This is a genomic window from Cryobacterium sp. TMS1-20-1 (assembly GCF_004402355.1).
Classification (GTDB): domain Bacteria; phylum Actinomycetota; class Actinomycetes; order Actinomycetales; family Microbacteriaceae; genus Cryobacterium; species Cryobacterium levicorallinum.
Map to the genome: position 1 here is coordinate 32,752 of NZ_SOGF01000033.1, position 13,176 is coordinate 45,927.

The 13,176-nt window shown below is 61.7% G+C and carries 7 protein-coding genes; all 7 read right to left on the minus strand.

What is annotated here, in order from left to right; translation table 11 throughout:
- Entirely contained in the window at positions 1-417 is a 417-nt protein-coding gene (locus tag E3O45_RS07465; RefSeq protein WP_134442827.1) for a hypothetical protein, read from the minus strand.
- Positions 418-557: 140 nt separating this feature from the next.
- Positions 558-965 carry a type IV pilin protein gene (locus tag E3O45_RS18275; RefSeq protein ID WP_134442828.1) on the minus strand — a complete coding sequence of 136 codons (408 nt, stop codon included), beginning with the start codon at positions 963-965 and terminating at the stop codon, positions 558-560.
- A 121-nt stretch (positions 966-1,086) separates the two neighbouring features.
- Entirely contained in the window at positions 1,087-2,316 is a 1,230-nt protein-coding gene (locus E3O45_RS07475; protein WP_104131535.1) for a type II secretion system F family protein, read from the minus strand.
- 4 nt (positions 2,317-2,320) lie between these two features.
- Complete coding sequence (locus E3O45_RS07480; RefSeq protein ID WP_304988986.1) at positions 2,321-3,676, minus strand: type IV pilus twitching motility protein PilT; 1,356 nt, start codon at positions 3,674-3,676, stop codon at positions 2,321-2,323.
- Between the two features lie 19 nt (positions 3,677-3,695).
- On the minus strand, positions 3,696-5,366 hold the full coding sequence (locus E3O45_RS07485) for a GspE/PulE family protein (protein ID WP_134442829.1): 1,671 nt from the start codon (positions 5,364-5,366) through the stop codon (positions 3,696-3,698).
- 236 nt (positions 5,367-5,602) lie between these two features.
- Positions 5,603-9,526 (minus strand): DNA-directed RNA polymerase subunit beta', encoded by a 3,924-nt coding sequence (locus E3O45_RS07490; protein ID WP_134442830.1) that lies wholly within the window; start codon positions 9,524-9,526, stop codon positions 5,603-5,605.
- 42 nt (positions 9,527-9,568) lie between these two features.
- Entirely contained in the window at positions 9,569-13,060 is a 3,492-nt protein-coding gene (rpoB, locus tag E3O45_RS07495) for a DNA-directed RNA polymerase subunit beta (RefSeq protein WP_134442831.1), read from the minus strand.
- Positions 13,061-13,176: the final 116 nt, after the last annotated feature.

Consider the following 13,176-nt stretch of genomic DNA (forward strand, 5'->3'; position numbering starts at 1 on the left):
TCATTTCACCGCCACAAAAATCAAGGTCTTGGCCGACGCCAGCACGACACCGGTATCGGTTCGCACGACCGTGACAGCCATGGGAACCGTTATCGGGTACGAAGACGCCGAGGCAGGACAGGCACCGCCGACCGTCCGAGCTACCTGAAGAGTCACGCCACGCGGATCGACCACGGAGAAGGTGGCTGCGGTCAGGGCGGTGCAGGTGGTTTGGGCCCGCGCGTTCTCCATCTCCTTGTTCAGGAGTTGGGTGGCCGCCGCGAGCGTTCCGTTAGCCGCTGACTGAGTGACGCCCTGCACCAGGAACGGCAACAGGGCCACGGCCAGTAGCCCGAGCAGGAACATGGAGACTGCAATCTCGATGAGGCCGAAACCCGCTTCCGTTGCCCGGGGAGTCTCCCGCTGGCGGTCGTTCATGGCCCCTCCTTTGGAACGACGTTTCAGAGATCGGAGAATGAAACGGTGGGGCGTCGCGTTCGCGATGCCCCACCGTTCTTGGCGCCCCCACCGTACTCAACTTCGGCCGGGGCAACAGCTCGGCGGCACTCCGTTGCACCCTAGGGGGCGCAAGCACCTGCGACGACACCACCGGCATTGGTGATGCTGAAGATCTTGGTTGAGGCGCTCGTAGCCTGGATACAGAAGTTCGTGCCGCCGACCGGGATGGAGACGCTCGCGGGAATTGTCGGGGTAAAGCCATAAGGGGTGAGCGCGCCAATGGTCGTAGTTCCGGCGGGAGTGTCGATCAACAAACTCACGTAGGCAACTTTGGCATTGCCAAGGTCTGATTTGGCAGCGGAATCCTTGGCCTGGTTCTGCTGGCTCAGAAAGATCGGAATGGCGATTGCGGCCAGAATTCCGATGATGATGACTACCACGAGGAGTTCGATGAGGGTGAACCCGTGGTCTTCTTTGTTCAGGGCTGCTCGCTTGCGGGCAAGTGGTCCGGTAAGGCTGTTGATCATGATGGGTCCTTCTCTGAGCACTGGCGAGGAAGGCCTTCGCAAGCTTGATTTGAGCCTACGTGGATTGCGCAAAAAAAAGTAAAAAATCTGAATTATCAATCCCCAGTTCAGGGGCGAAATGTCACTTGATATATTCAAAAATTGAAAACATGGGCATGTACAGCGCCACGATCATGCCGCCGATCACAATTCCGATGAACGCGATCATCAGCGGCTCGATCAGTGCCGTCAACTGTTCGGCCGTGGACTGCACTTCCTGGTCGTAAAAGTCCGCGATCTTTCCGAGCATGGTCTGCAGGGCTCCGGCGTCTTCGCCTACCGCGATCATCTGCACGACCATAGGGGGAAAAACCGGTTCCAGCGAGAGCGGCCCCGCGATCGACATGCCCTGCCGCACGGACTCCTGAACCTTACGGAGCGCCGATTCCACCACCCAGTTGCCGGAGGTTTCCCCCACGATATTCAGCGACTGCAGAATGGGCACGCCGGCGCCGATCATGGTCGAGAAGTTGCGACTGAAGCGTGCGATCGCGAGCTTGGTCATGAGCGGCCCGAAAACAGGCACCTTGAGCTTGATCGGGTCAATAATTTTGCGCACGGTCTCGGTGTTTTTGTTCTTGCGCCACCACACCGAAAAGACGATTCCCCCCACGACGAGTAGCGGCAGCAGCCACACCATGACTTGGGAGAGCACGACGAGAATCTGGGTCGGGAGGGGAAGCTGGCCACCGAACCCGGCGAACATCTTCTCGAACACCGGCACGATGAAGGTGAGCATGCCGACAACGGCCACGACCGCCATAACGAGCACGATCGTGGGGTAGGCCATCGCCGACTTAATCGTGTCGCGCAGCTTGCCCTCCGATTCAAAGTTTTCTGCGACCGAGTTGAGGGAATTTTCAAGGAATCCACCGGTCTCTCCCGCCCTGATCAGATTGATCATGATGGGCGGGAACACGTTCGCGTGTTTGATCATGGCTTCCGACAGGGAGACGCCCGTTTCCACATCGTTACGAACGCTCGTGAGGATCTTTGCGAGTTCCTTGTTCTCGGTCTGCATCGACAAGATATTGAGCGTGCGCAACAGGGAAAGCCCGGCGGAGGTCATGGTGGCCATCTGGCGGCTCATCACGGCAAGGTCTTTGAGCCCCGGATGCTTGGCGAACCCGGGAATACTGATCTCTCGACTCAGTCCGGTGCCAACCACGACCTCGGCGACGGAGATCGGGGAGACTCCCATGTTGCGCAAGCGAGTCATGGCGACGCTCTCCGAAGCGGCATCGATTCGCCCCTTCACGACCTTTCCGGCAGCGTTACGCCCCTTGTAGGCATACGCGAGGGTGGTGGGCATGGCGCTACTTCTTTCGGGGTGAGAACGAGTCGCCGAAGTCGATTCCCCCGGCCGACATGGTCGTATCGAGCGAACTGCTGCCGCCACCGGAATGCGCGATGAGCTGAGCCAGGCCCTCGAAGTCCTGGGCTTTTTCTTCCGCGGACTGCCGGGTAATGCTGCCGGCATTGACGAGGGCGGCCAGGTGCTGGTCCATCGTGTGCATACCGAGCGCCCGCCCCGCCTGCATGGCAGAGGAGATCTGGTAGGTCTTGCCCTCTCGAATGAGGTTTGCGATGGCTGAGGTCGCCACGAGCACCTCCGTGGCCACCACGCGACCACCACCGACCTTTTTTACGAGGGTCTGGCAGATGACTCCCTGCAGGGTGGCCGCGAGCTGGGCCCGCACCTGTCCTTGCTGATAGGGCGGGAAGACGTCGATCACCCGGTCGATGGTCTGCGCGGCGTCCTGTGTGTGCAGCGTTGCAAACACGAGGTGTCCCGTCTCGGCCGCCGTCAGGGCGACCGACACGGTTTCCAGGTCACGCAGTTCTCCGATCAGGATCACGTCTGGGTCCTGCCTCAGTACATGCTTGAGCGCGGCGGCGAAGCTGTGCGTGTCGTGACCGACTTCGCGCTGATTCACGAGCGACTTTTGGTGCCGGTGCAGAAACTCGATCGGGTCTTCGACCGTGACGATGTGGTCGGCACGCGTTCGATTGACGAGGTCGATCAGGGCGGCGAGCGTCGTGGATTTGCCGGATCCAGTCGGTCCGGTCACGAGCACGAGTCCGCGCGGCAACTGAGCGAATTTCGCGACGGACTCGGGCACCCCAAGTTCGGACAGCTGCTTGATTTCCCGCGGAATGAGGCGGAAGGCCCCTCCCACCGAATTGCGCTGCTGGTAGTAATTCACCCGAAATCTCGCGCCGCCCGCCGTGAAGGCGAAGTCGAGTTCAAGCTCCCGTTCGAACTCTTCGCGCTGCGTTGGCGTCAGCAGGCTGAAGAGCGCGGACGTCACCTTGTCCCGCAACCACTTTGTAGAGCCTGCGACCGGGCGTAGCCCGCCGTCGACGCGAATGCACGGCTGCGCCCCCACCGTGATGTGAAGGTCGGAGGCATCGAGGTCGAGCACGGTCATGAGCGCGTTCAGGAGATCCGGATCGGGTTCCTGCCCTGCTACCCCGCGCGTGAGCGCGGCGGAATCACCGGCGTCAACAAAGACTCCCTCGGTGGACACGATCGGAGCGGTCAGGTAGTCCGGCTCGGCCAAGCCAGCGGGACCAGGGGTGCCAGCGGGCTGATCGGCATCCGCTCGGCTCATTGCCGTTGGACCAAAGCCGGGAGCCGCCACCGGAATCTCATAGATCGGATTATTCATGCTGCCAGTCCTTTACGTTCTAAGCCACCACTCGGAGAATTTCCTCAATCGACGTGAGGCCCAGCAACACCTTGGCCCAACCGTCTTCTCGCAGGGTGATCATGCCCTGCTCTTTCGCCTCTCTTAAGATCTCCGCGCTCGATGCACGGCCCACCGTGAGTCGTTCGATCTCTTCGGACACCGTCATGACCTCGTGAACGGCAATGCGCCCCCGGTACCCCGTCTTGGAACAACTGGCACAGCCGACGGGCCGGAAGATCACCGGTGCCGGCAAATCAGGATCGACGGCGAAGTTCAGCAACACCAGCTCTTCCACCTCGCGGTTGTCGGGCAGCTTGCAGCGGTCACACAGCCTGCGCGCGAGCCGCTGGGCGACGACACAATCCAGTGCGGAACCGACAAGGAACGGCTCAATGCCCATCTCGGTGAGCCGCGTGATCGCACTCGGCGCACTATTGGTATGCAGGGTCGATAACACGAGGTGGCCGGTGAGAGCCGCCTCGATCGCGATAAGCGCGGTCTCGTGGTCCCGGATCTCACCGATCAGAACGACGTCGGGGTCGGAGCGCAGGATGGACCGCAGCGCACTGGCGAAGGTGAGCCCGGCTTTTGGGTTCACCTGCACCTGGTTGATGCCCTCCATCCGGTATTCGACCGGGTCTTCGACGGTGATCACGTTGATCTCGGTGCGGGCGACAGAATTCAGGGTCGTGTACAGCGTGGTGGACTTGCCTGAACCGGTCGGCCCGGTCACGAGGATCATGCCGTAGGGCTTGGAGTATGCCGTCTTATAGGCGTTGAAGTTTCCCTCGAGCAAGTTAAGGTCGCGCAGGCTCAGCTTGGTGCTGGAGTTGTCGAGAATTCGCATGACGATCTTCTCGCCCCAGACCGTGGGGAGCGTGGCAACCCGCAGGTCGATCTTGCGGCCGCCGTGGCTCACGGACATGCGTCCGTCCTGCGGTTTGCGGCGCTCCGAGATATCAATGTCGCTCATGATCTTGAGCCGGGAGATAACACCGTTCTGAATGCTTTTGGGTGCACGCTGCATCGCGTGCAGCACTCCGTCGATGCGGTACCGCACGCCGAGGCTGTGCTCTGCGGGTTCGATGTGGATATCCGATGCCCGGTCCTGGATGGCCTGGCTGACGAGCAGGTTGACGAAACGAACAATTGGGGCGTCATCATCGAGGGAATCCGAGACACCGAACGCGGCGGACTCCGTGGGCGCGTTCTCCTCCTCGAGGGTCGTCGTCAGATTGGTGAGCTCGTCGTCGGCCCGGTGGTAACGGCCAATGGCGGCAAGCAAATCCGCACGTTCCGCGACGACCTGCTTGACCTGCATCCGTGAAGCATCACGCACATCGTCGAGGGCAAAGACGTTACCGGGGTCGACCATCGCGAGTAGGAGACGGCCCTCGATAATCGCGATCGGCAGCACGTCATGGCGTCGGCAGATCGACGGCGTGACGAGCGCAACCGCCAAGCGATCAACGGGGTAATCAAGAAGTTCAACGAACGGCAGGTTGGCCTGCTCGGCCCGCGCCTTGGCGAACTGCAGCTCGGTGATGACGCCGCGCTCGACCAGCGCCCGGACCGCGCTCTCATCTGCCGGGTCCCCGGCCATGAGCGTGTCAAGCACTTCGATAGGGAGCAGCCCGTGGAGAATCAGAATTTCGGTCAAGGTTGCCACACGGACCTCCCCCGAAGTGGTTACTTCTAGTCTAGAACCCGAGTATACGTCCCCGCCCCGGAATCCCGTTACGTTGCAGGTAGCCTCCTTCTTCCTGTTCGGCGCCCGGGCCCGGAGTCACACGGTGGACTTGGTGGCGCTGCGGCCAGCCCACTGCATCCACTTGTCTGGTCTTGCACCTTAACGACGGATGGCCCCTGCCGAAGCAGGGGCCATCCGTTGAGAGCTACCGGATACTAGTTGTACGTACCAGGAGTGAGGTCATCCGACGAGAAGCTGTCGAAGTCGACGAAGCTCAGGTCACCCTCGCTGAACGTGGCATCTTCGGTGAAGATGCGGTTCGGATAACGCTCAGCCTTGGCTTCTTCCGTTGCCTCGACGGTGACGTCGCGGTAACGAGGAAGGCCGGTGCCGGCGGGGATCAACTTACCGATGATGACGTTCTCCTTGAGACCCATCAGCGGGTCGCTCTTGCCTTCCATGGCCGCCTGGGTCAGAACCCGGGTGGTCTCCTGGAAGGAAGCGGCCGACAGCCAGGACTCCGTCGCGAGGGAAGCCTTGGTGATACCCATGACCTCCTGGCGAGCGGATGCCGTCTTCTTGCCCTCGGTCAGCGCGGTGCGGTTGAGGTCGTTGTACTTCAACCGGTCAACGAGCTCGCCCGGGAGCAGTCCGGTGTCGCCGTGTTCGACGACGGTCACCTTACGAAGCATCTGACGAACGATGACCTCGATGTGCTTGTCGTGAATCGGTACACCCTGCGAACGGTAGACCTCCTGCACACCGGAGACGAGGTGCTTCTGCACCGCGCGAACACCCTTGACACGAAGAACTTCCTTCGGGTCGACGGCACCGATGATGATCTGCTGCCCCAGCTCAACGTGCTGGCCGTCCTCAACGAGGAGAGTTGAACGCTTGAGCACCGGGTAGGCGATTGCTTCGTCGCCACTGTCGGGGGTCAGGATGACCTTGCGGCCCTTGTCCGAATCCTCGATCGTGATGCGTCCGGCGGAGTCGACGATGGGCGACGCACCCTTGGGGGTACGCGCTTCGAACAGCTCCTGAACACGCGGCAGACCCTGGGTGATGTCGTCAGCGGATGCCGACCCACCCGTGTGGAAGGTGCGCATGGTCAGCTGGGTGCCGGGCTCACCGATGGACTGTGCGGCGATGATACCGACGGCCTCACCGATGTCGACGAGCTGGCCCGTGGCGAGCGACCGGCCGTAGCAGACAGCACAGACACCGACGGCCGACTCACAGGTCAGCACGGAACGCACCTTGATGGTTTCGACACCACCAGCGATGAGCTTCGCGATGAGCACGTCTCCGACGTCGTCTCCGGCGTCGGCGATGACCTCACCGGCAGCGTTGACCGCGGCTGCGGCCAGGCTGCGAGCGTAGACCGCGTTCTCGACGTTGAAGTCGACCAGGAGGCCGCCGTCGTCGCCCCGCAGGAGCGCACCGGTCGTGGCATCGGTTCCGGCGATGGGCAGTTCAAGACCCTTCGTCGTTCCACAGTTGTCTTCACGGATGATGACATCCTGCGAGACGTCCACCAGACGACGGGTGAGGTACCCCGAGTCGGCGGTACGCAGAGCCGTGTCGGCCAGACCCTTACGAGCACCGTGAGTAGCAATAAAGTACTCGGCGACGGACAGGCCTTCGCGGTAGCTCGAGATGATCGGGCGAGGGATGATCTCACCCTTCGGGTTGTTCACGAGGCCTCGCATGCCGGCGATGTTACGCACCTGCAGCCAGTTACCACGAGCACCAGAGGTCACCATGCGGTTGATGGTGTTGTCGGCCGGGAAGTTCGCCTGCATCGCTGCGGCGACGTCTTCCGTGGCACGAGTCCAGATCTGGATGAGCTCCTGGCGACGCTCGAGGTCGGTCGTCAGACCCTTGTCGAACTGGCCCTGAACCTTGGCAGCCTGCTTCTCGTAGCCAGCGACGATCTCCTTCTTGTTCGGAGGCGTCAGAATGTCGCTGAGCGCTACGGTCACACCGCTTCGGGTTGCCCAGTAGAAACCGGCATCCTTGATCCGGTCGAGGGTTGCAGCAACCTCAACCTTGACGTACCGCTCCGCGAGGTCGTTGACAATGGTCGACATGGTGACCTTGTTGGCAACGTCTTCGAAGTACGGGTAGTCCGCCGGAAGCGCCTCGTTGAAGATGGCGCGACCGAGGCTCGTGGTGACGAGAACGGTGCCGACAGCCTGACCGTTGACGAGCTCGACGCCTTCGGGCTGGGTGCCCTCGGTGAAGTACTTGTCGGTCAAGCGGATGCGCACCTTGGCGTTCAGGTCGAGCGTCTTCTGGTCGAACGCGAGAATCGCCTCTGACACGGTGGAGAACGCGCGGCCTTCTCCGACCACACCTTCCTTCATCGTGGTGAGGTGGTGCAGACCGATGATCATGTCCTGGGTGGGCAGGGTCACCGGGCGACCGTCGGACGGCTTGAGGATGTTGTTCGAGGCGAGCATCAGAATGCGAGCCTCGGCCTGGGCCTCAACCGACAGCGGCAGGTGCACGGCCATCTGGTCACCGTCGAAGTCGGCGTTGAACGCCGCGCAAACGAGCGGGTGCAGCTGGATTGCCTTACCCTCAACGAGCTGAGGCTCGAAGGCCTGGATGCCGAGGCGGTGCAGGGTGGGTGCACGGTTGAGCATGACGGGGCGCTCGCGGATGATCTCCTCGAGCACGTCCCAGACCTGCGGACGCGAACGCTCGACCATGCGCTTGGCAGCCTTGATGTTCTGAGCGTGGCTCAGGTCGATCAGGCGCTTGATCACGAACGGCTTGAACAGCTCGAGTGCCATCTGCTTGGGCAGACCACACTGGTGCAGCTTGAGCTGCGGGCCGACCACGATGACCGAACGGCCGGAGTAGTCCACGCGCTTGCCGAGCAGGTTCTGGCGGAAACGACCCTGCTTTCCCTTGAGCATGTCGCTCAGGGACTTCAGGGCACGGTTACCGGTTCCGGTGACCGGGCGACCACGGCGACCGTTGTCGAACAGTGCGTCGACGGCCTCCTGCAGCATCCGCTTCTCGTTGTTGACAATGATCTCGGGAGCACCGAGGTCAAGCAGACGACGCAGGCGGTTGTTGCGGTTGATCACACGACGGTAGAGGTCGTTGAGGTCGCTGGTCGCGAAGCGCCCACCGTCGAGCTGCACCATCGGGCGGAGTTCCGGCGGGAGCACCGGAACGACGTCGAGCACCATTCCGGCCGGCGAGTTGCCGGTCATGATGAACGCGTTGACCACGCGCAGACGCTTAATGGCGCGGATCTTCTTCTGACCCTTGCCCTCAGCGATCTGCAGGTGCAGGTTTTCGCTCTCGGTGACCAGGTCGAAGGCCTCAAGGCGCTTCTTGATGGCTTCGGCGCCCATGTAGGCCTCGAAGTACATGCCGAAACGGTCCTGGAGCTCGTGGAAGACGGAGTCTTCCGGCTTCAGGTCGCCGACCTTGAGGGTGCGGAAGTCTTCCCACACGCGCTCGAGGTGAGCAACCTGCTCGTCCAGAGACTTGCGAATCTGGCCCATTTCCTTTTCGGCGGCGTCCTTGGTGCGCTTCTTCTGGTCGCTCTTGGCGCCTTCGGCCTCCAGTGCTGCGAGGTCGGTTTCAAGGCGCTGCAGGCGATCGGCGATGCGCGAGTCGCGGCTGGACTCAATGGTCTTCAGTTCGAGACGCAGCTCGTTCTCGAGTCCGGGCATGTCCTGGTGGCGACCGTCTTCGTCCACCGTGATGACCATGTAGGCGGCGAAGTAGATGACCTTTTCGAGGTCCTTCGGAGCCATGTCCAGCAGGTAACCGAGGCGCGAGGGCACACCCTTGAAGTACCAGATGTGCGTGACCGGGGCAGCGAGTTCGATGTGGCCCATGCGCTCACGGCGCACCGACGACTTCGTGACCTCTACACCGCAACGCTCGCAGACGATGCCTTTGAAGCGAACACGCTTGTACTTGCCACATGAGCATTCCCAGTCCCGTGAGGGTCCGAAGATCTGCTCGCCGAACAGGCCGTCTTTTTCCGGCTTGAGCGTGCGGTAGTTGATAGTTTCGGGCTTCTTGACCTCACCGTGCGACCAACGACGGATGTCGTCTGCGGTAGCCAGGCCAATACGAAGCTCGTCAAATGTTGTTACGTCGAGCAATTTCTCTCCTTGGAAAGTTTTCGAAGTTTCTTTGGACCGGGCTTAGATGTCGTCGATGGACGACGACTCAAACCGGGTGGAAATGTTGATGCCGAGTTCTTCCGCAGCACGGAACACCTCGTCATCCGTGTCGCGCAGGCTGACTGCGGTGCCATCGGCCGAAAGTACTTCGACGTTCAAGCAGAGCGACTGCATTTCCTTGATAAGAACCTTGAAGCTCTCGGGAATGCCGGGTTCCTGGATGTTCTCACCCTTGACGATGGCCTCGTACACCTTGACGCGGCCGAGGATATCGTCGCTCTTGATGGTCAGGAGTTCCTGCAGGGCGTAAGCGGCTCCATATGCTTCGAGCGCCCACACCTCCATCTCACCGAAACGCTGTCCACCGAACTGCGCCTTACCACCCAGCGGCTGCTGCGTGATCATGGAGTACGGGCCGGTCGAGCGAGCGTGGATCTTGTCGTCGACGAGGTGGTGGAGCTTCAGGATGTACATGTATCCAACGGACACCGGCATCGGGAACGGTTCGCCGGAGCGGCCGTCGAAGAGCTGGGTCTTGCCCGAGGAACCGATGAGGCGTTCGCCGTCGCGGGTCAGGGTCGTGGAGTCCAGAAGACCCTCGATCTCGATCTCGAGCGCACCGTCGAATACCGGGGTGGCGACCTTCGTGCCGGGTGCGGCGCTGAAGGCGTGCTCCGGAAGACGAGCAGCCCACTTCGGCTTGCCCTCGACGTTCCAGCCCTGCTTCGCAATCCAGCCGAGGTGGGTTTCGAGCACCTGGCCGAAGTTCATGCGACCGGGGATACCGAGCGGGTTGAGGATGATGTCAACCGGGGTTCCGTCGGCGAGGAACGGCATGTCCTCGATCGGCAGAATGCGGGAGATAACACCCTTGTTGCCGTGACGGCCGGCGAGCTTGTCACCCTCGGTGATCTTGCGCTTCTGGGCGATGAACACGACCACGCGCTGGTTGACGCCGCTGCCAAGCTCGTCGTCGCCGTCCTGCGAGTCGAATACCTTGACACCGATGATGGTGCCGCGCTCACCGTGGGGAACCTTCAAGCTCGTGTCGCGAACTTCGCGGCTCTTCTCATTGAAGATGGCGCGCAGCAGGCGCTCCTCGGCAGACAGCTCGGTCTCGCCCTTGGGCGTGACCTTGCCGACGAGGATATCGCCGGGGCGAACCTCGGCTCCGATGCGAATGATGCCACGCTCGTCGAGGTCGGCGAGGAAGTCCGGCGACACGTTGGGAAGGTCGCGAGTGATCTCTTCCTTACCCAGCTTGGTGTCGCGGGCATCCACTTCGTACTCTTCGATGTGAATCGAGGAGAGGGTGTCGTCCTTGACCAGGTTCTGGCTCAGGATGATCGCGTCCTCGAAGTTGTAGCCTTCCCACGGCATGAATGCCACGAGCAGGTTCTTTCCGAGGGCGAGTTCTCCCTGGTCGGTGGCGGGTCCGTCGGCGATAACCTCGCCGGCTTCGATCCGCTCACCGGCGTTGACGATCACGCGGTGGTTAAAGCTCGTGCCCTGGTTGGAGCGGCTGAACTTGCGCAGGTAGTAGTCCTGCGTGCCGCCCTCATCGAGCTGGATGGTGACGACATCAGCCGACACCTCGGAGACCACACCGGGCTTCAGCGCGGTGAGCACGTCACCGGCGTCGATGGCCGTGTAGACCTCCATGCCGGTTCCGACGAGCGGGCTGTCGCTGAGCAGCAGCGGCACCGCCTGACGCTGCATGTTGGCACCCATGAGTGCGCGGTTTGCATCGTCGTGCTCGAGGAACGGGATGAGGCTGGTCGCGACCGACACCATCTGGCGCGGCGAGACATCCATGTAGCCGATGTCTTCAGCGGGAACGAGGTCGACCTCGCCACCCTTCTTACGGGCGAGCACGCGGGCCTCGGCGAAGTGCGAGTCCTTGGTGAGCGGCGCGTTGGCCTGGGCGACGATGAAGTCGTCCTCTTCGCTCGCGGTGAGGTAGTCGATCGTCTCGGTGACCTTGTTGTTCAGCACCCGACGGTACGGCGTCTCAATGAAACCGAACGCATTGATCTGCGCGAACGAGGCGAGCGAACCGATCAGGCCGATGTTCGGGCCCTCAGGGGTCTCAATGGGGCACATGCGGCCGTAGTGCGAGGGGTGAACGTCTCGCACCTCGACGCCGGCGCGGTCACGGGACAGACCACCCGGGCCCAGCGCGGACAGGCGACGCTTGTGCGTCAGGCCTGCGAGCGGGTTGTTCTGGTCCATGAACTGCGACAACTGCGACGTACCGAAGAACTCCTTGATCGCGGCGACGACAGGGCGCACGTTGATCAGGGTCTGCGGGGTGATCGCTTCGATGTCCTGCGTGGTCATGCGCTCGCGAACAACGCGCTCCATGCGGGACAGGCCGGTGCGCACCTGGTTCTGAATGAGCTCGCCGACCGCACGGATACGACGGTTACCGAAGTGGTCGATGTCGTCGATGTCGATGTTGATGTCGGTCATCTTGCCGTCGCGCAGACCCGGAAGGGTGGTCTGGTTGTCGTGCAGGGCGACGAGGTACTTGATGGTGGCCAGGATGTCCGCCAGCGTCAGTACGGAGTCACTCAGCGAAGCTTCGAGGCCGAGCTTGCGGTTGATCTTGTAACGACCAACCTTGGCCAGGTCGTAGCGCTTGGAGTTAAAGAAGAAGTTGTCGAGGAGCGCACGCGCAGCCTCGGCGGCAACCTGCTCGCCGGGGCGAAGCTTGCGGTAGATGTCCTTGAGGGCTTCTTCCTTGGTGAGGATGTTGTCCTTCTCGAGGGTGAGCTCGATGGACGCGTAGCCCTTGAACTCTTCGAGGATCTGCTCGCTGGTGAGGCCGAGGGCCTTCAGGAACACGGTCACGGACTGCTTGCGCTTGCGGTCGATGCGCACGCCAACCTGGTCGCGCTTGTCGATCTCGAATTCAAGCCATGCACCACGGCTCGGGATGACACGGGCGGAGTAGATGTCCTTGTCAGACGTTTTCTCCTGCTCGCGGTTAAAATACACGCCCGGGGAGCGCACCAGCTGCGACACGACGACACGCTCGGTGCCGTTGATCACGAAGGTGCCCTTGGGGGTCATCAACGGGAAGTCACCCATGAACACGGTCTGAGTCTTGATCTCACCGGTGAGGTGGTTCATGAACTCAGCGTTCACGTAGAGGGGTGCGGAGTAGGTCTTACCCTTTTCCTTGCACTCGTCAATGGTGTACTTCTCCGGCTCGAGCTCCGGGTTGGTGAAGGACAGCTGCATCGTTTCGCCGAGGTCCTCGATGGGAGAGATCTCCTCGAAGATCTCATCGAGCCCGGTGCGATTCGGCAGGTCCTGGCGTCCGGCAGCCTGGGCTTCGGCGACGCGAGCCTTCCAGATGTCGTTGCCGACGAGCCAGTCGAAGCTCTCGGTCTGCAAAGCAAGCAGATCCGGAACGTTCAAGTGGTCGCTGATCTTTGCGAACGACAGACGCTCGTGCGAGCGGCCGTTCTTGGGTGAGTTGGTGGTTGCGTTGCGCGCAGCAGCCAAGGAAATAACCTCCGTGGACCCCGTCAGGTCTAGTTACTGTTATTGGTGATGACTCCGCAGACCCTCATAAGAGGTGTGCCTCAAGGTGGCTTGAACACGCAAAGCCGACCGCAATA

Excerpts from the sequence above, each read along its gene's own strand:
- E3O45_RS07465 (WP_134442827.1), bottom strand. The coding sequence starts at position 417 with ATGAACGACCGCCAGCGGGAGACTCCCCGGGCAACGGAAGCGGGTTTC.
- E3O45_RS18275 (WP_134442828.1), bottom strand. The coding sequence starts at position 965 with ATGATCAACAGCCTTACCGGACCACTTGCCCGCAAGCGAGCAGCCCTG.
- E3O45_RS07475 (WP_104131535.1), bottom strand. The coding sequence starts at position 2,316 with ATGCCCACCACCCTCGCGTATGCCTACAAGGGGCGTAACGCTGCCGGA.
- E3O45_RS07480 (WP_304988986.1), bottom strand. The coding sequence starts at position 3,676 with ATGAATAATCCGATCTATGAGATTCCGGTGGCGGCTCCCGGCTTTGGT.